Source organism: Nocardia sp. NBC_00416 (assembly GCF_036032445.1).
Lineage (GTDB): Bacteria > Actinomycetota > Actinomycetes > Mycobacteriales > Mycobacteriaceae > Nocardia.
Window position 1 is genome coordinate 881,204 of sequence record NZ_CP107932.1, and the last position, 25,911, is coordinate 907,114.

4 protein-coding genes are annotated in these 25,911 nt (G+C 66.8%); all 4 read left to right on the top strand.

Translation table 11 applies throughout. The features are described from left to right. Window positions 1-10 precede the first annotated feature (10 nt). The 4 genes from OG804_RS04090 to mycP all read left to right on the top strand — a co-directional run bounded on the left by OG804_RS04090 (window position 11) and on the right by mycP (window position 25,910). A complete protein-coding gene (locus tag OG804_RS04090) occupies window positions 11-21,037 on the top strand; it encodes a glycerophosphodiester phosphodiesterase family protein (protein ID WP_328394008.1) in 21,027 nt (7,008 codons plus the stop codon). Window positions 21,038-21,469: 432 nt separating this feature from the next. Continuing rightward, on the top strand, window positions 21,470-22,891 hold the full coding sequence (gene eccB / locus OG804_RS04095; protein WP_328394010.1) for a type VII secretion protein EccB: 1,422 nt from the start codon (window positions 21,470-21,472) through the stop codon (window positions 22,889-22,891). A gap of 168 nt (window positions 22,892-23,059) precedes the next feature. Then, the gene (eccD, locus tag OG804_RS04100) at window positions 23,060-24,529 is read left to right on the top strand and encodes a type VII secretion integral membrane protein EccD (protein ID WP_328394012.1); all 1,470 of its coding nucleotides are present in this window, start codon (window positions 23,060-23,062) and stop codon (window positions 24,527-24,529) included. After that, window positions 24,507-25,910 carry a type VII secretion-associated serine protease mycosin gene (mycP, locus tag OG804_RS04105; protein WP_328394014.1) on the top strand — a complete coding sequence of 468 codons (1,404 nt, stop codon included), beginning with the start codon at window positions 24,507-24,509 and terminating at the stop codon, window positions 25,908-25,910. The genes eccD and mycP overlap by 23 nt, the downstream gene beginning before the upstream one ends. The last annotated feature ends 1 nt before the right edge of the window (window position 25,911 follow it).

Sequence of the window (25,911 nt, forward strand, 5' to 3'; positions counted from 1 at the left end):
CATGGGAATCATGTTCCCCGAGGAGGCCAGCCTTATCGTCGGCCCGCTCGAGTTCCTCGTCGGTGAATGGCCCAAAGCCGACGAAAGCCTCCTCTGGGGGCTCGGCCGGGTGCTGTCTGCGGCCGGAGACGATTGGGCGGAGCAGAGCGCCGCGCTACAGAGGCTGATGGACAAGGTGTCGGCTGCGTACCCGGAGGGTGAAGCGTCGGGTGTGATCGGCAAGTTCTTCGATGACCTACACAAGGCGCTGGCCGACCTGTCGAGTGATGCGGTGGTGCTGGCAGCGGCTGCCAACCAGTTCGGCAACGGTGTGCAGGAGACCAAGCTCTACGACATTCTCGGGTTGATCGAATTGATCTTCGGAGTGTTGGGGGCAAGGGCGGCGGGACCGGGCGCTCCGTACGCCGAGGCGATCGAACGCCTGAAAGCCCTGAGGTGGTTCGTGCGCGGCGGGGAATGGCTCGAGAGCCAAATCGTGCTCGGTATCCAGCGGCTGATCCCGGCACTGCGCACCCCGTTCGGGAGAAAAGTGGCCAACGATCTCCTGAAGCTGGCACGCGGAGGTGCAAATGATAACGACAAGTTGCTGTCGAGGTTCATCCGGAAGGAAGCCCGCGAGCAGGCGGCGGCGAATGCGAACCCGCTGGCCCAGCTGATCGCGAAGGGCCTCGTCGAGATCCCCGATGAGGCCCTCGAGGAATTCGGGCAGGAGGCTGTACAGGGTTCGATCGTCGGATTGATCCAGGCCGACAATCCGGGCCAGGCCGGCTTCGACTGGGGAAGGTTCTGGCAGAACCAAGCGGTTGCGGCGATTGCCGGCGGGTTCGCGGGCCCGGTAGGAACCGCGGCCGCGGTGCCATTCGGCAGGGCATTCCAGAAGGGGGGTTGGGCCGGCGCCCGGGCAGGCGCGGTGGTGGGCGGCACAGCAGGATTCGCTGGAGCGGTGGGCGGTCTGCTCGGCGGCAGGTGGGTGACCGGCCAGTGGAGCGAGATCGATCTGTACATGTTCACCAGCGGTATCGCGGGGGGCATCGGTCCGTCGATGATCCACGGTTTCCGTGGCGCTCATGAATACGACGGTTTCGCCGGAGGACTCGACAGCGCACCCGCAGCAGGCGGTGCGTCGAGCCCGAGCGGCGGAGGCGCAAGTCCGGGAAGCGGCGGCCCCGCCGATCCTGTGGGCGCTCCGTCTGCCGGACCGGACGGAAGCCGCGGTGGTGGCGGCGCTGCGGTCGTGGCCGATGGGCCGCGCGCCGATGTCGCGACGCGACCGGCAAAGGGCGCCGATCCGGCCGATGCGGACAAGGCGGACGCCGATGCGGACTCCGCTCGGGTCGGCCGGCCGGTGGTCGGAGTATCCGCGGAGGCATCGCAAGCGGGTCAGGGTCTCGATGAGGATCGGGCCGCTGAAGGAGCGACCGCATTCAACGCGGCCGGACATGGGCCGCCCGGTTCGGATGGAGAACGGAGATCATCGTTCTGGGAAGCGCTGTTCGTTGGTCTCGGTCGTGAAGATCCGAAGTGGCACGGAGTATTCGAGAATCTCGGCCGCGACGATTCGTCCTGGGGAGAGGGGTATGCCGGCGGTGACGATTCGCCGCCCGGAAGCGACGGCTTCAACGAAGCCAAACAAATCTATCGCTCCCTTTCCAAAGAGGTGCACCCTGACCGCATAAGCGGACTGCCATTCGAGCAGCAGCAATTCTGTGCGACTATCCAGCAACGGATCAACGATGCTTTCAGCTCGATCAACGCTGCCAAGACCAGCGGCCGACGAGTGGACTTGTCCGAACTCCGGGCACTGCAGCAGGAGTGGAACAATCGGCCGTGGGCGGAGACGGATTCGTCCGCCTTGCCCGAGCCGAATGCGCCCGATGAGACTCGCGACACCGCCTCGGGCTCGCGGGCGGCGACCGTAGCGGCTGAGAGCACGACCGCAACCCAGGGGTCGGTCGTGGCCGGCTACGCCGACCGGCCTGCGCCGAGCCCAGCGTCGGTGTACGAGGAACTTTCGGTATCCGCCGAGAACTCGTCCGAGTTCCAACAGTCGGCCGACTCCGAACCTGTGCTCGCCGGCGCCGCCGCAACTCTGGAGCAGGTCGAGGCCGATCCGCAGACCGGCCGAGCCGATCAGCCGATGGGTGTATCGGTGGATGTCGACGCATCGCCGTCCGACCAGGACAGTGCCGCTACGGAGGCGGCAGCCGCGAGCGCCGAAAGCGCCGACGGCCCTACCGTCCACACCGGCCGAGACGCCGAGGTATCGCCGCATGCGGTGTCCGCTACCTCGTACAAGATGGTCGACCCCGAGCCGCTGGAACAAAGATCCGCGAAGGAGGCCGCGCACACCCTGCAAGCATTGGGCATTGGCACCACTCGTCTGAATATCAAGAAGGTCGGCGACGATCAAGCCGCACCGGATGAGGATCGAGAACCGTCCGATTCAGTCGCCTCGACTGGAACTGCCGCTACCGAGCCGTCCAGTCCGGTAGAGCCCGAGAGCTCGGACAAAGGGACGCCGGTTCAGCCGCCGGAGGGGCGGCGCTATTACGCCGACGTAGCCCGGAATATCGGTGTGCCGCCGGAGTGGTCGCCTGCTGAACGTGCTGTAGATCGCGCGGCGGGCGGTCCTACTGGTTCGTCTCGCGCCGGTTCGGGGGTCGGCACCGGGTGTACCGGAGTGGACCGGCAACATGCTTCGTCCGCAAGAGCCGGACTCTCCCGGGATGCCAGCCCGGAGACGTCGATACCGCCCATCGCCGACTCCGCCGAGCGCTCATCTGTACCGGGCGATCGAATGTCGAATATCGTTGGTAGTCCCGGCGAGCAAGTGGACAACGCGCCGAGCGGAGGCTCCGTGCCGGAAACGGCGGTGTCCGGGGATACACCTGGTAATACGCGACCTGTGCCCGGCCTGCCACGGTTGTTGGGCAAGGTTGTCGGACATCTGGCGGGCAACACCAAGGCACAGGCTGCCGCGCCGCCGGAGCCGCCGAACGTGGACGAGCCGAATCGAGGCGAACTCGATCCAGAGCAGGAAGACTCTTCCTCGACCGGCGTGACGCCGCCCCCGGATTCCGGTTCGGTCGACGATCACAAGCTTCGGCGGGACGGGGTGCGATCGGGAGCGCCGAACCGCGACGGCAGCGACCAGCCTGCCTCCGGATCCAGCGACGGAGCATCGGAGAGTTGGGCGGCAGAAGTTCGTCGCGGTCTGCTGGCGGTGCTTCCCAGAGCCGATCGAATGAACCTCGGCCGGGTGCTGAACCGGATGACCGACGCGGAGCTCGCACGTACGGTCGGCGATCTGAGCCCGGCCTATCGCGAGATCGTGGACAGACTTCGCCGTGACTCACGGCCGCTTCCGTTGAGAGGGTTCGACGATGACGTCGTGCTCGCCGCGGTGGGTTCCGTCGCCGCCGGGGTCGGTGTCGAACTCGAGGGTCTGCCGAGGTTCGGTTTCCGGCAGGATACCGGCCTGGATCCCTACGACGAGGAGAGAGTCGACCTCTTCCGCAGGGGCTTCCGTTATTGGCCGTTCGCGTCCGAAAGCTACCGACGTGCGGTGGAGCGTTTCGTACTGAAGGACGGCGAGATCGCTGTCTTGGCGGCATTCCGCGCTGGTCTTCCGATCGACGATTCCGTCCGGCGCAGCGATTCGGGACTATTCGGGATGGCGACGCGGAAGGTTCTCAACCGCCTGCGCGGACACGACGCGCTGCTCTCTCGCGCGCGTACCTACCTGTTGACACCCGCCTTGGACTATTCGATCGGCGACGATGCGGCTGCCGTCCGGGTTCCGAAGGAGTGGTTGCCGCGCCCGCTCCGCGGGGAGAGTTCCGACTCGGCCGACCCGGCCGACCCGGCCGATCCGCCGGACGCCGTCGTATCCGCGGTGCGGCAGCTTGTGCAGCAGAGCACCAAGGACGAGGCGGACTATCTGCTGCTGCGGTTCTCCGGGCTCGCTCCGAGGGAAGTGCTGGCGGTTATGGGCTCGCACGAGGTCCATCATCGCCGCTGGGAAGAGCAGGCAGAGCGCTCTGTTGTCGCGGCGCTCGCCGCCGCCGGGATTCCAGCAGATCCGACCGGGTCGGTGCTCGCCGGATCGGCACCGGTGGTGGCAGTCCCGGAAGGTGTGGGACCGCATACAGCCGCTGCTCTCCAAGACCTCGCCATACGGATGTCGCCGGAAGAGGTGACTCGGTTGCGGAGGTTGCTCTGGCTTCCCGACGACGAACTGGGGTCCCCACGTGACGACGTCGCCGCGGTCACAGTGGAGCTGTTCGAAAAACTGTCCAGGTCGAGTATTTCGGGCATGAAGGACTCCTGGTCGGTGTTGCTGGCAGCGATGCGGGCGGACGGATACCAGGTACGGCAGGAGTCGGCCCACGAAATTGCTGTGACGGTGTTGCGGTCTGCCGCCACGGGCGATCCATCCCCGGTGCGGGTGCTTCCGCAGGCGCAGGCGACAGCAGAGGCGCCGAGCGCGGGCGGTGCCGGAGCATCAGCCGAACGAGAGACGCGGGGGTTCACATGGGAGTTCGGTGTGCCGGGCACCTCGCCAGACGAACGATCCCAGCAGTCGAATGGGACCGGGCAATTCACTGTTCCTGCTCGGGATTATCGCCCACCCGAGTGGGAGGTGAGGGACGCCGATGAGATCCTGCGCTGGGTGGGCGACGAGAGAGAGGAAACCTGGGCGGAAGGCTACTGGGCATACGTACGAGTGAAGGACGAGCTCGCCGATGTGCTGGGTGGACTCGACTGCCCGCCCGAAATGGTGGCCGCTGCCGAGGTACTGGCCGCGCATCTGATGTGGAACGCGGCAGTACACGGTGAAGGGAGGGGGTTGCTGACGATCCGGGTGGAAGCGCCGGAGCGGCGACTGCGGATCGCAGTCTACGACACGACCGGCACGCTGATGGAGTTCCCCGTTACGCCGTCCGCGCACGCCGGCGAGTGGCAGTGGCTGGTGCCCACGCTGTCGGGTTCGGCGTGGCTGGATTCGTCGATTCGCCCAGTCGAGGGTTTGGACTACGGCTGCTCGATCCCCGACGACGGAAGCTCATGGGCGCGCAAGCTCTGGTTTGTCCTTAATATGCCAGCCTCCGATACCGAAATCGGCGAGTCCGCCGGATCGCCGGTCGGCGGTGCGGACGCGGAGGACGAGGGCGGTGGGCCACTCGGTTCGGAGGAACAGCGCGGTGAGCCGTCCGCGAACCTGGACGATGCTGCCGGGACGGATGAGTGGTTCGATGCGCTGTGGACACAGCGTGCCGATGACGTGTACGAATCGCTGAAAGGCTGGTATTCGGACCCGCAGTTGCTGGGTGCCTTACGTGACGCGGTCCGCGATCTGGCCCGTCACCGTCTTGCCCTGTTCGACGGGTCGGCGGGCCGGCCGACCGACCCGGTCGCCTGGTTGCGGGAACTGGCGGCGGCGGTCGCCGCCGATCCCAAGCGCTGGGCGGATGAGGTCCGTCGCGGTGTGAGTGCGGTACTCGATGGGCTGCCCGCAGATCTGCCCCAGCGCGAGGACATCGAGCGCATCCTGGCCACCGCGGACGCCGCGGTGCTCGCGCGTTCGGTCGATGGTTCGAACGGGGGCCGCCGGGAGATTGTCGACCGGTTGCGCGGCGGTTCGAGGTCGTCGCTGAGTGGGTTCGACGACGCGGTAGTGGTCGATTCGATCCTGGCCTTGGCTGGTGAAGTCGAATGGGGTGGGATGGTCCGCGAGACCATCGATAAAGCTTTGGCGGCCGGCAGATCTGATCGGGTGGACTCCGGTGCGCTGGACTCGAGCGAGTCCGAGGCGCTGCGATTGGTACGGGAGAGCGGATCGGCGACCGAAGCCGACGATCGGGCTCTGGTGACTTCCTTGTCGAACGTACTGGAGGCGCTGCGCCGTAGCGCTTCGTTCTCCCGGTCGATGAGCACACTTGTCGGCTTGCTGGAGCGGTTGCGGGACAGCGAGTTCGGTGACACGGGTGCGGTGCGTGCTGGGGTGGAGTCGGTGCAGCGGTGGCGCGAGGGTGGGTCGTCCGCCGAGACTGTACGCGTCGTTGAGGGCCTGCTGGAGCGGCTGCGGCGGAACAGCGCCGGCGTCGAGAGATCGGCCGCTGCCGTTCCGGATTCGCCGCAGCGGGCACACGCCGACCTGATCGACACAGTGGATCGGTCATTGAATCGGCTGCGTGAGCAGCAGGTCCTGGAGTCAGGTCTCGAAGGGGTGAAGCAAGGCAGGTGGTTGTCCACAGAGGAGATCGCTGTTGTCGACGGCGCCTTGAAGTCGGCGTCGGATCGGGTGAAACGGTTGCGATCGGACTCGGCCGCGGCTTCGGCGGAAGCGCTGAAAGACTGCCGGGAGCAATTGGCTCGGTGGGGGGTGCGCGTCGAGCAGGAACACCGTGTACTGGCAGCGGCGGTCGAGAAGGCTCGTGCGATCGCGGGCCGGTATTCCGGGCTGTCACGGGTCATCGATGAGTTCCTGCTGGGGCCCGCTGAGCGGCGTCTGCGCGGCGAGGGGCCGGCGGTTGCGCAGGTTCCGGACGAGTTGCTGCCCCGCTGGTTCCTCGAGGGTGGAGAAACGGCCGACCACCCGGGCGGTATGCCGGTGGAGGTGGTGTCCGCATTGCGCTCGGCGGTGCGCGACCTCGAGCGAGACAACGACAAGGACGGTGCGCATTTCCTGCGGCTGCGCCTGACGGGCCTCGCCCCACAGGAGGCTCTCGTGGTCATGGGCTTGTCCGGCCAGAACGTCGAGATAGCCCGGGGGACGAAGCCGGTGGAGGAGGTTCTGCGACGGAGGGTGGGAGCGAAGATTGCGCCACGCCTGCTGGCGGCCGCGCTGGCCGTCGATCCAGATCTGCTCCGGCGCGGGTGCAATGCTTTGATGGTCCGGTCCACTGATGTCATCGCCGAGTTCGATCCGATCGTCGAAGATCTCATTTCCGGTGGTCCCGCGACGGTTGCTGCAATGCATCGGGACTGGTCGGAGCTGACCCTCGAGGAGCGCGAGGTCAGGAGGTTCGCGAATCACCTGTCCGAGGTCTGCTTGGCCGAGTGGGTTCCCACGGTTCCCGTGCACCCGGGTGTTCGACCGGTCACCACTACTGTCCTGCGGGCGCTGGCCGCCAGGGTGTCCATATCGCCGACGCGGGTGCAACTGCTGAGGCTGCTGCTTCGCCTGCCCGACCACGCGTTCGCCGCACGCGTAGCCGATATCCCGTCGACGATGAACGAGATTGCCGGTGTAGCCCTCGGGGACGGACAAGAACTGCTGTCCTCCGCGATGCGCGAGGACAGGTACTCGGCAGAGCCGAAATTCGGAACCTGGCTGATGGAGTTCATCCGCGCCGAGGCCACGGGTGAGATCGATCCGGATCGACCCGGCCACCAGGCGTGGTACAACTCGGACGGACGTCCGGTGGGTCCGCACAGTGCCGCTACTACACCGCATCGTGTCCCCACCACTGCGGGTTCCGGGATCGGGAGCCAGGACCCGCCTATGCCCTGGCCCGACGAACCCGACGTCTCGCTGCCCGATCCACGCGAGGTCACGGATGCGGAAGAAGTACAGGCGATACGGGCCACGGGCGCGCTGGTGCGCGGTGTGTCGTGGGAGAATCTGTCGCCCGAGGCGATCGAGGCGCTGGTGCGTTTCCGGCCCGAGACCATATCGAAGACCGACGCGCCCTGGCCCGTTCGGCATATGGTGTCGATGATGCTGCTGGCCCGGCACCGCGCGACGATTCTGAACGGGCCCGAACACAACGTTGCCTCCGACGACGAGCACGAGAAAGCAGCCGCGCAGGCCGAACTCGCCGAGTTGGGCAAGCAATTGCGGCGAGTGGCGGAAACGGTTGCTGCGCTGGGAGCGCTTGACGCCCGCGCCGCCGCGGGCGAGGAACGGGCCGGTCTCGAGGGCAAGTACAGGGGCTATCTGGGACACTACGACCCCGACCCGGACACCGGCAGTTCGGTTCTGGTCCTCACGAACGACGACGGCGGGTCGTCGGCGGTGGACATCGGGCATCTCGTCTCCGCCGGAGCGACGCCGCGCCATCAGTTCGGTCAAGCCGTCGATGTCCTCGTCGATTCGGTGCGGCAGGAACAGGCTCGACAGGAGACGCGCCGGGGAGTCCAGGACAGGACGTTGTGCGCGGCGGCGCGCGTGAGTGGTCTGGTCGGTGCCGATCCCTTCGGGCTGCCGGCCGAGCGCGAACCCAGCCCCGACCATGTGGTGGTGCACGGCGTGCCCGAAGACGCCGACCTACCGTGGAATGATTCGGTAAAGGTGGCGGCTGCCTATCTCGACCGGTTGCGCGAGACCGTTTACCGGCATCGGTGGTTCGAACCCGACGACCCCGCATTGCAGACGCTGTGGCGCGTAGTCGAGCTGGTGGTGGGGTATCAAGGGGATGTTTCGCCGGAAGAGTGGATGGTGTCGGGTGAACAGGTAATGGGTGAACGCACGCTCGTGCTCGCCGGTGCCCGGTGGGCCGATTTCGCGTTCCGATCGCCGAACCACCCCAGCCCGGTCCACGGACCCAGCGCGGCGGACCCCGGTCTGACCATCGACTTCACCCTGCCGTTGAACGACCCGGGCGATAGTGCCGCGATCGATGTCATCGCAGATCTGGCGATCGATCCCGAGCAGGGAGAATTGCTGAGACAGCAGCTCGTTCCATTGTTCGGCGCACACCAGCCGTCCGCTGTGCGGGTACGAATGAGAACAGTCGGCGGTGAGCTCCGGACGCAGGTGACGATTCCGGACGCCGACGGCCCGGGAGTCGCTATGCGGGAGACGTTGCCCGACGCGATGGCGCAACGGCTGGTTCCGGAGTGGTACAGGATGTTCCGCGAGTTCGCACGCGCAGCCGGAATCGACGAGAACAGGGCCCGTTTCTACTGGCCGGTGATGCGCCCCCTGGCGGAACTGATTCGGAGAATGGACGGCATCGAGGCCGGGATGCCGGTCGAGGCGGCCGATATCGCACGAGTTGCCTCGATGCTGGTTGCTGGACACGACCGGAATCACCAGGTGGAAGGCGGCACTGCAACTGTCGAGAGCATGCTCGATTCCGCCATGGAGGCTTACCATTCCGGCGTGCTCGGGCGGGGCGGTAGCGGGGCGGTGGAGGCGTTCGAGCTGGGCGCGGTGATGCACCTGACCCGGCTGTACGCCGCGGAGAACACTGGGTCCGGGCGGCTCTGGAATCTGCCGGCCGAGTTCGGGTGCACCGATCCGCTCGGGGTGATGGAGCTGTATTGGAAGGTATTTGCCACGAAGCTCCACGAGGCAGGTTCGGAGGATGGTCGGTTCGCGCCGGTTACCCTCGAGGAAATGCGGAACTGGAAACCCGGTTCCGGTTCTTATAAATTCTCGCTCTGGGCCGTCGTCGAATACATCGAGCGTAATTATGGGAGCGACCGGGCCCCCGGAACATTCGACCGGCGTCACGAACAGTGGCATCCGTCGTATCGGCTGCCGCGGATCCACAACGACGATGTACAGATATTGGGGAAAACGTTTGAATACTGCGCAGAGCTGCATGTCGAAGGGCGGCACGCCATTGACTTCGGCGCCGGTTCGAACCTCTATCCGGCGATGTTGGAGCGCATACTGGTCGGACCGGACGGTAGAATCACTCGGCTGGTGTACCGTGGAAACGCGCCGGAGCTCGAATACAATGAATCGCTCTCGGAGAGCGATTCCGGTATCTATTCCCACATCACGCCGATAGGGGAGCCACTCGACTATCAAACCCTGTATACGTGGCTCAGTTTCCCGCCGGTGATCGCTGAGGTGGCGGAGCCGTACTTCTCGGAGGCATCCGCTGAGGGCTTGTTGCGCGGCGCACTCGATGCCGAAGTGGTTCCGGGCGATATCTTCGAATACTCCCCGCTCGGGGTTCTCGAGCCGGCGCTGGGACTGATGACTGCCACCAAACACGACATCGGAACGGATTTCTACACGGGCGACTCGGTTTTCAAACACCTGGGGATGTACTATGCCACGGTTTTCTGCGAGTTACATGGCGTCGATCGAGCTTTCATCACAGGTAGAACCATCAACCGTGGCAACGGGTACTGGGCTGGTTCGGCGTGGTTCGAGAACACTCGCTTCGACGGAAAGGAATGGCAGGGGTTCATGGCCATGCACCCTCGCGTGGTCTCCTTCCTGTCCTACGAGCACCACGCCGTGGCCAGCTTCACCCCGGGCGACGAGGGATTGGCTGTCGGCGTCGCCGTGCTGCGACCCCACGAACCCGACCCGGCGGAGGCCGAGGTCGAATCCGTGCGCGCACACTTGGTGGACCTGGTATCCCGCGCAGTGTCTCCGGAAACTGCGCGAACCCTCGTTGTCGCCGCAACCGGTTCGGAAAACGGACGAGGACCGCGGGAGCAGCGGCAGATTCGTAAAGCGCGCACCCGGGATCTCGACCGAGCCGGTCTGCTCCGCGACGATCTCGATCCGGCGATCAGCGAACTCACCGCGCAACTGCTGGAGAACAGCCCGGGCGTTGTCGATTCTCTCCGCCGCACCGGGGTCGACAAAGCAATGATCACGGGTATCCGGGACGCGATCTCCGATTATCTGGATACGTCTGTCACCGTCTTCCGGTCCCGTATCGAGGCGATGCGCCGGGAGATGCGCGAAATCTACGACGGTCATATCGTCGGCGTTTTGCGCGGAGTGGGTGTCGAAGCCGGTCGAGCCGATGATCTCGCGGCGGAACTGGTGCGAAAAGACGCAGATGGCAGACCGGATCCCGATCCGGTATACGCACGCCTGCGCGAGGAGAATATGCCGGACGAGCAGGTGTCCTGCTTGTCCGGTGCGGTCGCGTACTACCTGGGTCTCGAATGCATCGCCGCGAAGGGTGACACACAGGTGGAAGATTTCGACCAGTGGCGGTCCCGGCCCGACCCGGTCAGCGGTGACTCCGGGCCCACGGTCGACCCGCATTCGGCCGGGACCACCGCTGACGCCTCCGACAGCTCGGGAGATGGTTCACCGGATGGCGGCACCCGGGACGGCGGTGATCTGGATGTCGATGTGGGGAGGCGCGATACCTCGCCGGATACCGGCACCGATGTCGCCGGAGGGGATCCGCCGGATGGCGCGGCGCAATTCGTTTCCCCTGATGACGGGCTTCCTTCGAAATCATGGTGGGCCGGGATCGGCGAACGTCTCATCGGCTGGGTATTCGGTGGTGGCACCGTCCCGAACGGCACCGCTACGGCGGCCTCGCCGCCGTCCGAAGCTGACGTTCGGTCTGCCGGCGCCCGGATGGTGGAACATCCAGGTGACGCCGATCCGCCCGACTCGTTCTGGCACCGGATGGGACACCGTGCTCTCGGGGTCCTGGACGGATGGGGCGTCCTTCCCGATCCGGACCACAGTCCTGCCGATAAGAGCGCAGGGATGCGCCCGGAACACACTGGCGCGCCCGCCGATCCACCGGGCGGACCGAGCTCGAGGGGCGGCAGCGACGCCGATCACTCTGCCGAGGCTCCGAACGGCTACACAACTATCGCCGGAACCGCGTCGGCAGAAGTGGTTTCGGCCCGCGACCGGACCCACCGCCACGCCGCGCCCCCGGCATCCGACTCGCGCTGGCCGAATTGGCTCAACCTGCTTGTTCCCCACGGTGATGCGCAGGCTGGCTCGGCATCTGATGGAGCCGGTTCTGACCCTGCGGACCGCACCTTGCCGTCGAGGGTGCCCGATCCTGCCGCGAAGCCGCAGGGCCGCCGGACACGCATCCGGGGGAACGTGGACGAAGGCCAGAAGCGCCGCCTGGAGCTCGAGAACCTTTCGGCAGAGATTCTGGCGCGGTTGGGCTATCGGATCGAGCAGAACCCGGTGGTCGAGGGCAACCGCAATCCCGACTACCGCATCGAAGGCAGAATTTTCGACCACTATGCACCCAACACGCGCCTGCTCGACAGCATCGTGGTCCAGCTATCGAAGAAGATAGCTAAGGGGCAGGCCGACCGGATCGTGGTCAACCTTGCCGACAGTCTGTTCAGCCCGCTGGTACTTGGCACCAGATTGGGCTACTCACCGACCATCCGTGGCCTCGTGGAGGTCATTGCGATCGATCAGCAGCACAACGTGATTCACATTCATCCGGTCGGTGAGGCTTTCGAGGTCAAAACCTTCGGTTCAGCTGGTGAAGCTCGTGTCTACTTCCAGGAGCATTGGGGAGACGCCGACGAGCACGAGGAGGCGTTCCGCGATTATGCGGCCGAAGGTGGCGCCATCAATAAATACCTGCGCGGCGCGAGTGGGTGGGAACGCTACACGCAGAAGGGGTGGTCTGCTGGTGACGTCGATGCAGTCGTCTCGCAGCTCGACGCCGCCATGAAACCTCTGCCGGAGACGATCGCAGTCACACGCTACTTGAGTCCACGTCGTGTGGGAGATCTCGAATCTCTCCGGCGCGGTCACGTCGTTTGCGACCCGGCGTTCATTTCCACAATTCCTGGTCCGGAGGGGTTCGACTACTTCAAGCACCGCGTCGGCGTGCTGCACCTGATCGTTGCTCGAGGTACTCCGGCCGCATTTATCAAGAATGGTTCGGACGGCGAGGTTCTGCTGGCGAGAAACCTTCCATGGACGGTCATAGGAAAGGCGGAGATCGACGGGAAGCGGCACATCTACGGCGTCGTGAACGAACCGGGATCCGGCATGCCGGAGCATGCGGCGTCGACTACGTCCGACCGTGGTCCCTTTGCCGGGACGCCAACACATGCGGGCTCGTCAGCGTCCGCCGCGATGGATTCGGGCGCGCCGCTCGAACCGACCGGCCGGAACTCGGTGGACGAACCGGCCCCTCTCCACGAAGGAACCGCGCTGCGCGACAATGGCGGAGCGAGTGGGCCTCGCGGTGGCAACCGTCGTCCGGACGACCCGGACCAGGGCGGCGCGGCGGTGGCTCGCGCAGCGGCTCCTGCCGGCGGTCCCGAACCCCAGCGCAATTCGAAGGTTGAATCCGCTGAACCCGAGAATAATTCGAGCTCGCGGAATCCGGTGTCGAACGATATGTCGTGGCAGGAGTTGGCCGATCAGCTGGAGGTAGTTCTCGACGAGGCGGCGCAGGAATTGGATCGGGCGACTGCCACCCCGGCTGCGTCTACCCGTGTAGAACCGCCGACGGCCATTGATCCCCGTCTGTTCAGACGGATCAAGACCGCAGATCTCGCTGCAATAACGGGGCTGAGCGTGCAGACGATCAGCAGAGCACTGGCGGGAACATCGGACGCAAAAAAGATCTCGCGAGACGTTCTGAACTGGCTACGGTTCGTGGCCGAAGAGCTCGGCTATGAACCGGTACGTGGTGCCGAACGTGGGTGGCGGGTCGATCTGACGGTAGTGGCGCGTGACGCTGGTGTGAGTCGTGGGACGGTCCACAAGGTGTTGAACAGAACCGGACGAGTGGAGCCGGACACTGCGCGGCGCGTGTTGTCAGCCGCATATCGGCTGTTGTCGGCGAGGGTCGGCCGGGTGCGGTGGCAACCCACTTTGATGGATGTGGTCGAGCACTGTGATGTGGATGTCGAGACCGTGTCCGTGGTGATATTCGGCGCGTACGGCGTCCATCCCGACACCGCACGACAGATCCGACGGGCGGCGGAGCGGCTCGAACTGCCGCCGGCGGCAGGGGGCGGGTACCCCTCGGAAGTGGTGCGAAAACTAGCCGGTGCACTCGGTGTCAGGCCTGTCACTGTCTCGCGGGTGCTCGACTGTCCAGACGTGAACGTCGCCGACCGCCGCCGGGTGCTGGCTGCTGTCGAGGATCTCGGGTATAGGCCCCGGCACGCAGATGGCGGCATTACCCCGAACGAGCGCGGACTCGACCCGGCCGGCGATCTCGGAGCGTTGAGGCGGCGTGTTCTGGTCGATCTCCGCATGCGGCCGCCCGCCGAATGGCGCCGGCAGCACGCGGACGATGCGGAGCTCCGCCGATCGGCGGAGCAGTTCGCCGATCGCGTTGTCGGGGAGACATTCCGACGTGTCCGCCAGGGAGTGGAACACATACCCGGCCAGGGTGATCCCATGCGGGCGTTGGCCGCCATCGCGGGGCGGGTGGCGGCGGAGTTCCGTCGGCTGATGACATTCCAAACGGCCGTATGGGATGCAGCGCGGGTCGCTGCGGGACTTGACGAGACGAGTCGAGAGCATCGAATTCTTTTCAAGGCGTCTTTGCCGGATGTGCGGGGGATCCTGAGTGCACTTCCTGATGCGCTCTCGGCAGAATTCTGGAGCCTGCTCGTCGGGCACTCGTCGGCTTTGGGATCCGATGGTAAGCCTCGCCGACTGGATCCCGACGTGGCTATCCGGATTGTGGAAATGCTTTCCGGCGTCGACGACGCACTGACGACTGTCGACTTCACGCACCTCGGACAGCTCGAGGGCGGTGCTGCCGTTGATTCGGCCGGGTCGTCGCACGGGGCGGTGACGGAGTGGAAGGTGCTGGATTCGGCGTGTCGGTTGGGTTATGTCGATGAGCCGTCGCCGGAGAGGGCAGTGCCCTCTGAAATTGAACCGCGCGAAACCCAGCGGCCCGACGAACATGTCGATCCGCCGCCTGCGCATGGGCGGACGTCGTGGTCTCATGGTGCGGGTGCACCTGCTTCGGCGGCCATCTCGGGCCTTTTCGGGTTGCCGCCGCGAGCCCATTATTCCCGCTACGGTGCGCCGGGGGATTCCGGGGGTGCGGGTGAGTTCGTCGAAACAGGTCCGTCACCAGCAGATCCCGCCGGGCCGGAGCGTGCGGCGTCGACCACGTCCGTCTGTGGTCCTCTCGCCGGGACGCCAGCACATGCGGGATCGTCGCCAGCCGACGCCAATAGCGTGGCATCTGATACGGCCGATTCGGTGGCTCGTGAGCCCCGAGTCGATCACGATCCACCCAACAGCGATCCGACCTATCCGAATCCGCCTGTGACGAACCGGTTTCCACTGTTGCCGGACATGTCGCCGGTCACACCCGAGCCTGATTCGGAACCTTTGAGTCTCACGTCGGTGCGGGTCCAGGAATTCGACGACGCGGTCCTGCGCCGTAGACTCCGCCGCGCACTCGGCGCAGACGACTTCAGGGAGATGCGGCGCCTGGTAGCCACGGTCGAGGTACTCGCGGACGCGGAGCGGTGCGCACGGCGTATGCCGGGCACGCCGACTCTCCCGCTGCCGGGTCGGCCGAACAGCATTCTGGCCCTTGATGATTCGGATTATTCCGATGGCGGGCCGGTCGGACCTGCGGGGCCTGCTGGTCTGGGGGCGCCATCTACCGACGCTTCGGGATTTTCTGGTGACGGAGATGGGGGTCGGGCCGATTCGCAGACATCCGCTGAGGGGCCGAGTGACCATCGAGAGGCGTGGTTCAGCAGGCTGGTGCAGGAGCTTAACGGTCTGATTGATAATTGGATCGGCGTTGTGGTTCCGTCGATTTTGGCGGCTGGGCCTCCTGGTGCGTCCTGGATCGGAAGTGGTCTCCGTCTGGTTGGTGAGGCGCTGCGGGGCTTGGCGTGGCGGGTGTCTCAGTGGTGGGACGCAGGGTTGGGTTTCTTCCTGCCCAGTACATCGGCGGCTGCCGCCGCGGCCGATCCGCAACGGGATCCGTTCGCACCAGCGTCACCGCCGGATGCGAGCGGTGAATGGGTGGCAGCGGCTCGGGACGGTGATTGGGAGGCACTGGTTCGGCTGTGCAAACGATACGGCGACACCGTAACTCGCGAGGCGGCGTCCGCTGTCGGTGACCGCGGGACCGCGGAGACGATCCAGAGCTTGGTGCGGGAGACCTTCCTGCGGGCAACACGCGCCATCACGCCTCACGCGGACATATCCGATGTCGGGACCTGGCTGGCCGGCGTCGCCGGCGAGGTGGTCTCGGAACATGGCAGGTTCATCCGGTTCAAACGGGATCTGTGGCGGATGCGCACGGCAGGAGGGGATGGCGCGGCGGCGTCGGGGGAGCAGCAGTTGCTGGCGTCGGCGACCAGACCGATGTTGCTGCGCTGCCTGTACCGCTTGCCACCTGACGAAGCAGACTGGATCCTGCGCCGGACCGGGCAGCTGCCTACGGCCGGCGTCGTGGCGAGGCGTGGCGCGGAGTCGAGCGGACAGCTGGATTCGCGGGCCGTGGGGCACTTGTTCGAGCTGCTGACCGACGGCACGGCCCAGGTGCCGGGCGCACAGAGCCGTAAGTCGACGGAGATCATCATCGACGCACTGCTCGCCGACCGTGAGCGCGCGGAGCGCTACATCAGGCGACTTCCGCCCGCGTTACGCGAAAACGTTGAGCAGCAATTCCTCCAGGGTCTGTCGGTTGCCCCCGAAGGGGCCGCCGAGAACCGGTTGGCCCAATGGCTGTCCGGTGGTTTGATGCCCGGCGGCCGGGAATGGTCGATAGCTGTGCGGGCCTATCTCAACGCTCCCGAGACGGTGCTCCGCCGCCTGGCCGAATTGGGGCCCGAGGACCAGAACGCTCTTCGGCCGTGGTTGCTGCGGGACCGCGCCTCGACCCCTGCGGCAGACGCGGAGGTACGGGCTGTCCGGGAGTTGATCAAGTCCACCGCCGTTCGCGCCGCCGCGGCCGAAACGGCCGCTCCAGTGGCCGAGCGGCCACAGCCGCCCTCCGAAGCGGCTGCCGTGCACCGGAACTACTCGGATGAGATCAGGACAGTCTGGGCTAACGATAGGGAGAGGTTCTGGGGTTGGTTTGCCGAACTTCTGCCACTACAGCAGCGGCTGATCTGGTCGACAGTGCGGGTCGGGAGGCAGCCGAACAACGCCGAGCTGGCGGCCGAATCGAACATATCCAAAAAGGAGGCGAAGAAGGTCGTTCGACTGTTTGCCGGGTGGTTGGCCGGTGGGGATGTGGCTGGTCGCACGGCGGTCGAATCGGTGTCGGCCGCTCAGACCGAGAATCCGAACAGGTTCTCTCGATGTTCTGCTTCGCTGTCCGACAATGAGCGGGAGTGCCTGCGGCGCCAGGTGTTCGGCACGTTTTCGACGGCGGAGACGGCCGAGGCGATGCAACAGACCGAGGAGCAGATCGCGCACCTGCGGTCAAGTGCCGTATATCGGTTGGCGCTACGCATCCGAATCGATTCGATCGATGTTGTCGGCGACGAGAAGGCGGTTCCGCGGGCAGCTCTGGCCCGCATGGCCGGCCTGACTGAGCCGATGGTCACCTGGGTGCTCGACGGCGTCGAGCCGGTGCATCCAGATGTGGCGCGCCGAGTATGGGATGCGCTGGTCGAGCTCGAACACACAAGGGCGCCGACCATTGATCATCCGCCGGAGCCACCGGACGACCCGGGGCCGGGCGCTGTGGCCGGCCCGGGTGATCACGGGTCGGCGGAGGTCGGCGGCGAATTGTCCGGCGGTGTCGATGATGGTCGCCGTGGATTCGTGGTGCCGGATGATGTGGCGGGTCCGGGTGTTGATCCGCGGGGACTTCCACAGCCAAGTGCGTCGCCGTATCCATCCGATTCGAGCCGGAGGAGTTCGGGCGGCGATTCTGATTCTGCTGCAGCCGATTTCGCGGCCCATTCGGAGTTGGGTCGGGAGCCTGGGCAGGGGGTGTTCGGGGCCGTACGACAGGGTTTGGCCCAGGGATTGGACGTGGTTCTGGGGGGCATTGCCCCTCCAGCTACGGCATCTGCCGCGCCTCCTGGTGCTTCGGATGACCACGGCCCGGCTCGCGAAAGCGAACCCGCCGACGGCGAGGCACGGAGTGATGTTGGTCCGCCGGAGGGCCAGGATCCCGGCATCTCCCACCCCCCGCACGTTCCGGAAGAAGCGCCACCGCCCGCCGCCGCATCAGCCGTTGCCAGTCGTGGTCACGGTGACATGCGCGGCGGTGAGGACGCGCATATCCTTGCGGAGAGGCGGCATCGCGCGGCGTCTCGGTGTGTTGTGCTGGCGGCGCGGATCGATGATCTTGCCGCCGAACTCGGGTGGGATCTGCCCCCGGACGACGTCACGCCGGATCGCATCGAGTCGGCGGTCTCCCGCTTGGCCGAATCGGAGGGCGGAGATTCGGAGCGAGTCGCCGAACTGCGGGATATCGCGCGCGAATTTGTTCACGCCGATCAGGAGTACGAGGCCGTTTTACGGTTGCATGAGCGGCGTCACCGGCCTGCCGGTTCCGATTTCGTCATCCCATCCGCCGAGGCCCGCCCGTTCTGGTGGGCTGCAGCGGAGGCCGGGGTGCCGGAGGCCGTCGGTTCCGGGGATGCGGCGTCGTCGGGTGATCCTGATCGGTCGAATCCATACCCGTACGCGATCTATGACCACGCCGGCTCAGAAGAGGACGGGCATCGGCAGTCGGGCTCGCCCGATGCGGCGGCCAGGACCAATGGTTCGGGTGTATGGAGTGAAACCGGAGGCGGGCGATTCGGGCCTGAGATCCAGGCGAATCGGGGTTGGTCCGGGGCGGAACCGCCGAACACCCTGCTGGCTTTCTACGACGCCATGCAGCTGGGCGTCGATGGCCTTCGCGTCGACATCGGCGGGATGACGAAAGACGGTGTGCCGGTTGTCCATCACAGCTCGGTGCTCGACAGGGCGACGGTTGGCGATACCTACTCGGACGGTCCACACGAACCCTATGCGGGCACGGCTATCAGTGAGCTGACACTCGCACAAATCTGCACACTGGACGTGATCGATCCGAACTTCGGCGACGCTACGGAACTCCCTGGCTCCGCTGAGTCGGAGAATCGCGGAATCCGTTCCCCCATCCCAATTTTCGAGACGGTGTGCCGGCTGGCGGCGGGACGGGGGGCAACCCACACCCTCACGCTGCGGATCGCCACGGACCCGTCGTGGGGTGACGACCCGCATCGGTCGCATGAGCTGGTCGAAGCGGTCGTCTCGCTGGCGGACAGGTACGGGGTGTCGTATCGCCTCGAAACCGATGATCCGGACATGCTCGCCGTATTCCGTGAGGTAGCGCCGGAGATCCTGCGCGTCGCGGCGATCGGCGAGGCGTCGGCGGCAGTGTGGTGTGGCGGTGATCCAGCGGAGTCCGAACATTTTGTCGCGGCCGCCGCCGCCGCGGGGGCGGACTGGCTGGCGATCGACGCCTCGATGCTGGACACCGCCGAGCTGGCAGCCGAGGTGATTCGGCAGGCCGCCCATGCGGGACGGCGGGTGGCGGTAAGGACCGTGGACGATCCGGACGCGATGCGCCGCTTCCTCGATACGAGCGGGGTACACGCGATCATCACCAACCGTCCCGACCAGCTCCGCGAGGTAATGATCAGCAAGGGGATGGTACCGCCCGACACTCGGTGGCAGATCGCCGAGTCGCCGCGGGAACTGGATGTCGGGCAGCCCGGCTCCGCGTCCGGGGGAGGCCCGTCGTCCTCACGGGTCGCTCGGCACCCCACGGCGAGCCTGGACTTCGGTGCCGATTTAGCATCTATGGAGGTACTCCGGCTAGGCGGCCGACCAGTTCATTTCATCGCCGAGAATGTCGAGCCGCGTCGGCCGCTGACCGAGATCGAGTGGCGACTGGTCCTGACCCGCGCGGAGCGGGAGTGGCTGGACGTCGTCGGCGACAGCGGCGGAGCGCAGTGGGGCCGAATAGTGCTCTCGGCGAAGGAGAGCGCCCGGCGGGCGTACCTGGAGATGACCGGGCACCATCTGGGCAACCAGGACATCGAGATCACGATGTATTCCCATGAGAAGCTTTTCCGTGCGAGGGTCGCCGACGGCAGCTGGGATGTGCTGTCGATGTCCGGACGCTTCTCACTGCACGGCAACGAAGTGCGCACCGTTATCGGAGTCCATCGACTCATTCGCCGGGACACCGCACTATCGCCACCCGAGCCGGCTTCATCCGAAGGCGACAGGCTGCAGTCAGTGATAGCGGAACCGGGCTACCTCCCGCCGGGTGATGGGGAGTCCGGCACGCAGCACACCGAAGATCATCCCGGCCAGGATTCCGAGGAAAGGAACCCCGGCGCAGGGGACACCGGCAGCGATGTTGCCGACCGCGAACCGCCGGACGGCGCTCCGCAATTCGCTTCCGGTGAGGGCGACCGAACCGCCGCCACCGAGGTCGCGGTCAGGGAGTCGGCAGCCGGTGCGGCCGGTGGACACGGCCGCGTGCACGGTCCGGGTGCTCTTGCGAGGACGGAACTCATACAGACCACATGGGCAGAGTTCTGCCGGGACGATCCCGGTGCCGTAGCGGTTCATCGACTCGAGGCCGAATGCTGGCCCTCGTTCATGCTCACGCCGTACGGCACGATGCGGGGGCGGATGGAGACCTTTCCCGAGGGACAGCTGTGCCTGGTCGATCCACGGGGACGGTTGGTTGCGGCGCTGTCGCTGAATCGCATCCACTGGGACTGCGATCCCGCCAGCCTTCGGACCTGGGATGCGATTGCTGGTCGGGACGGAACTTACCGGGAGACCTTCGATCCAGAGGGAAATACGTTGTGCATGATGGCGATGAACGTCTCCCCCGAAGGTCGTGGCAGGAACCTTACCGCCGAGCTCATCGAGCAACTCGTCGAGTTCGCCGATCGCCACGGCATTGAGCACATCATCGGGTGCTTCCGTCCGAACGGATACGGTGCCGCCGTGACCGCCGCGCATCGTGCGGGTCGCCCCATACCGGATTTTGAGGATTACGTCCGGACTCGTCGTAGCGGCGGCGACCTGATCGATCCCTGGTTACGAACACTGACGAAGCACTATGCGATGGACCCGATGGCCATCGCCTACGACGCTATGCAGATCCGACTCGATGCCGTCGAGGTCGAGTATTTCCAAGGGCCGGACTGGGAATTGGTCGACACGGATCGTGGTCCGGCGTGGTCGACCGGCGATACCGGGTTCATCTACCCGCAAGACGACGGCAGCTATCTCTATCGAGAGCACAATGTCTGGGGTCGCATTCTGCGCGCGGAATCTGGCGATCCGCTACGCCCGCCGCCCGGCCGGGTCCGCCGGACAGGCCCGCCGAGTCCCGGGGCACCGCGGAGTCGGCGGTCTCGGGGTTGAACGAATCCAGCCAGGGTGAGCGGATTGTCTCCGATTCGTCGGTCGAGCAGCCGGAGCTCGATTGTGTGGCGGTGATGGTGCGGTCCACGATCGAACTGCGTGGGGCCGACGGAATCGTTGCGACAGCGCTGACCGGGCGGGTGACCGGCGAACTGCGGGGCCACTACGCGGGATGGTTGCCGGAGGTGTTCGGTGCGGGTTGGCATCGTGGCGGTTTCGAATCGTTCGATATCGCGGAGTCACGGGGCCCTGCGCCGGCACAGTCCGGGTGGGGAGCCTCTCGTCAGGATCGATCCGGGCCGGTGGCCACGCCTTCTTTGGTTCGACGGAACTGTGGCACATGTAGCGGATATCTGATCCGTGCAACCACAGCACGGTCGCCGATTCTCCAATGTCTCACCTTCCTTATTCCACTGAAAGGTGTTGAATCACATGCCGGCTCAACTCACGACCCGAGCGCAGGTCAACGGGTATCGGTTCTTGCTGCGCCGACTCGATCACGCGCTGGTCCGCCGAGATATCCGGATGCTGCACGACCCCATGCGTTCACAGGCACGGTCCATGGTCGTCGGTGTGGTGCTGGGGCTGCTCGGCCTGGCCGGCTGCGCCATTCTGGGGTTTCTGCGCCCCGTCGGCGCCGTGGACGATGCGAAGATCGTGGTGGGCAAGGACAGTGGCGTCACTTACGTCATCGTCGAGGGGCATCTGCATCCGGTGCTGAATCTGGCCTCCGCGCGTCTCGTCGCCGGGAGCGACGAGAGCCCGACCTCGGTGAAGGAATCGAAACTGGCATCGATGCCGCGTGGTCCGCTGCTCGGGATTCCCGGTGCCCCGGCAGGGCTTACCGGACCCGCCGGGGGTGCGCGGTCGTCCTGGACGCTGTGCGAGACGACGGTGCTGTCGAAGTCCGGTAGCGCCGTCTCCTCGCCGGGCGTGATCACCACGGTGTCCTCGGCGGAGCCCGAGCCGGGTGACCGTTCGCGGCCGATGCGTGACGACCAGGCGCTGCTGGTCGAGTACGGCGGCCGGATTCATCTGCTGTACCGGGGGCTGCGTGCCGAGGTGGATCCGAACGATCCGGCGGTGGCGCGGGCGCTGAAGCTGACCCCGGAACACCGGCCGCGTCCGGCGGGGCCGGGTTTGCTCAATGCGGCGCTGGAGGTGCCGCCCATCGCCGCACCGCTCATCCCGCAGACCGGGGCGCCGGGTCCGGCTACCTTGGTGGATCACCGTATCGGCGAGGTGATCCGCGGGGGCGGCGAGCTGTACGTGATCGTCGCGGAGGGTGTGCAGCGTGTCTCGGAGTTCACCGCGCAGCTCCTCCGCAATGCGAATTCGCTCGGGGCCGGCGAGATCCCGACCGTGCCGCCCGACGTTCTCAACGGGGTTCGGGTGGTGAATACCCTTCCTGTGGACCGCTTTCCGGATGTCGCGCCCGATATCGTGGCGGCCGAGCAGATGCCCGTCGCGTGCCTGGCTTGGTCGCGCGGGGAGCACGACCGGCTCGCGCGGGTGGGGACACTGGTCGGGGACGCGTTGCCGATGAGTGAATCGGCCGAACCTGTCGAACCGGTATCGGCCGACGGGATCGGGGAACGGGTCGACGGCGTGTATGTCCCCCCGATGACAGGTGAGTTCGTGCAGGTCACCGGTATCGAGCCGGATAGCGTTCGGCGGCAGAGCCTCTACTACATCGGCGACAACGGCGTTCGCTACGGGATACCGGATATGGCCACCGCGCGGATTCTGGGTCTCGGCGATGAGCCGCGTCTCGCGCCCTGGCCCATCGTCGGTGGGCTGATCGCCGGTCCGGCCCTGGAGAAGGCAGCGGCGCTGACTGCCCATGATCGGTAGCGCGTAGCTCGCCGGATGGGCGGGTTCGTACCGGAAAATGTAAAAACTCGGCGTCGGCGATCCTGCTTCCCTCCGGCCACGTGTTGCGATGGTTTCGGTATTCAGGCAGGTGCGGGCCGGGAACGGGCGAACCTGTGATTCGAATGATGAAGCGGGAGTGGTTCGCCAGTGACCGAGTCGGCGATCACCGAGGACGACGATGTGGAACCGGAACTGTGCCGGGTTTCCGTGGTCGGGGGGAACACGCAGGTCGATATCGCCCTGCCCGCGGCGGTGCCGATCGGCGCCTATATCGCCGATGTCGTCGACCTCGTCCTATCCCGGAACCCTCCGCCGGTCGACGACGAGGCAAGCGAACTGGACGGCGGGCACTGGACACTCGCGCGGTTGGGGCGCGACGCCATTGCGACGACCCGATCCCTGAACGAGGCCGACATCTGCGACGGTGATCTGCTGGTGTTGCGCGCCGTGGACAGCCGGGAACTGCCCGCGCTGTTCGACGATGTCATCGACGCCGTGGCCCGGCTCACCGAATCCGGCTTTCGTGGCTGGTCGGCTACGGCGGCCGGCTGGACCGGGATGATCGCGGCCGTGGCGGCGGTGTGTGTCGAGATCGGTCTGCTCTTGGGCGCCCGAGCCGGCACGGACACCTCAGCGCAGGCCTGGGTTGCTGTCGGGGGTGGCTTCGTGGCGCTCGGTGCCGCTGTGGTCGCGGCGCGGGTCTATCGTGCCGACGCGCCCGCCGCCACGCTGTCGGTATGCGGTTGCGGCCTGATCTGCGCCGGGGCCGCCTTGTTCGTACCGGGCGCGCCGGGGGCGCCGCACGCCATGCTCGGCGGCGCGGTGACGGTGGTGGTCGCGGTGGGATGCCACCGGATATCGGGGGCCGGCGCCACGGTGCTCGCGGCCGTCGTGACGGTTGCGGCGATCGGATCGGCCGCGGCCGCGGCGGCGATGATCTGGCATCCCGGCCCGGCGAAACTCGGTGCGGCGGTGGCGGTGGCGGCGCTGTGCCTGATCACGCCGATCCCACGGCTGGCCGCCGCGCTGGCGCGCATACCGGTGCCGCCGGTACCCACCGCCGGCGCGCCGGTCGACCCGGCCGACGACGATCCCCGGCCCACCATCGAGGGCATCGGGGCCGTCGGGGCGACGGTCCTCCCATCCGCGGCCGGGCTGCATCGACGTGCCGGAGCGGCGACCAGATACCAATCCGGGATGCTGCTGGGTGTCACGGTGGTCGCGGTGCTCGGTGCGCTCGCCGCCCTGGTGTCGCCCGGTTCGATTCGGTGGTCGAGTGTCTCACTCGCGGTCGTCATCGGAATCGTCCTGTGTCTGCGCGGCCGGGCCTTCGCCGATTCGAAGCAGGCGGCGGCGTTGATCGGCGGCGGCGCGGTCGTGCTGCTGGCCGTGCCGGTGGCCCTGGGCCTCGCGGCGGAGTCGCTTCGCCTGCCCGGTGCGGGGCTGTGCACGGCGTATGCGGCGGTGGCGCTGGGCCTGGGCGTGATCGGACCGACCCGTGAGCTGACGCCCACCGCGCGGCGGGCCGGCGAGATCGTCGAATACCTGTTGATCTGCTCGATCGTGCCGCTCACCCTGTGGACCTTGGAACTGTATGAGCTGGCGCGCGATATCTGAGGCGGCGGTGATCGCGCTCGCGGCGGCACTGGTGCTGGCCACACCTTTTCCGGCGCCCCCGGCTGCGGCGGTCGGGCCGCCGCGGATCGATGATCGGGCCGTGCCGGTCGATACCCGGCCTCGGCCACCGGAGGAAACCGAACAGCGCTCCGAATGCGCCCGACCCGTCGCTACCGCCGCGCCGACCGCGGAACCTCCGGTGCCGCAGGTGCTGCTGAACACCGCGGCTGCCTGGCGGTTCAGCCGCGGTGCGGGTCAGCGGGTCGCGGTTGTCGACACCGGTGTCAACCGTCACCCACGGCTGACGGTCGAAGCGGGCGGCGACTTCGTCCACACCTCGGACGGCACCCACGACTGCGACGGCCACGGCACATTGGTGGCCGGTGTGATCGCCGGGCATCCGAGCCTCGCGGACGGGTTCGCGGGCGTCGCCCCGGACGCGTCGATCCTGGCCATCCGCCAGGTGAGCCTGGCGTACGCGCCCAAGAACCGGCACGACCGGACGCCGGGCGCGATAGCCGACACGGGGTACGGGGACGTGCGCACGCTGGCGGCCGCGGTGGTGCATGCGGTGCAGATGGGCGCCACCGTCGTCAATATCTCCGAGGTCGCCTGCGCCGCGGTCGGTGAGCCGCTGGGGGACGAGGCGTTGGGCGCCGCGGTTCGATTCGCCTATGAACGGAATGTGGTGGTGGTCGCCGCGGCCGGCAACGTCACGCCCGACGGCCCCTGCCGGACGCAGAATGCCGGTGACTGGGCTGGGGTGAGCACTCTCGCCAGCCCGGCGTGGTTCGCGCCGTATGTGCTCACCGTGGCCGCCACCGACGAACACGGCGCCCCGGCCGACTTCTCCCTGCACGGCCCCTGGGTCGGTGTCGCGGCACCCGGCGTCGGCGTGGTGTCGCTCGATTCGGCACCGGGCTCGGCCGGTCTCGTCGACGCTGTGCCGAGCGCGGCGGGGCTGGGTCCCCTCACCGGAACCAGTTTCGCCGCCGGATATGTCTCCGGTGTGGTGGCCTTGGTCCGCAGCCGGTATCCGTCGTGGACGGCGGGTGAGGTCATCGATCGCATCCAGCGCACGGCCCATGCGCCGGGGTCGGGCCGTGATGATCGCGTCGGGTACGGCGTCGTCGACCCCGTCGCCGCGCTCACCGCCCAACTCCCGCCCGCCGACGCCGTGGCCGCGGCGGTGGTGTCGCGCCCGATCGCGGCGCCCCGGTCTCCGGCTCCCGCGGACCCACGCCCACGGCGGATCGCGGTCGCCGGCACCGTCGCGGCCCTGGTGGTACTCGGGCTGGGGGCCGCGCTGTCGATCCCGTATCGCCGGGTTCGCGGCCGGGCGCCAGAGGACGACGTGATCGACGAATTCCGCAGGAGCTGAC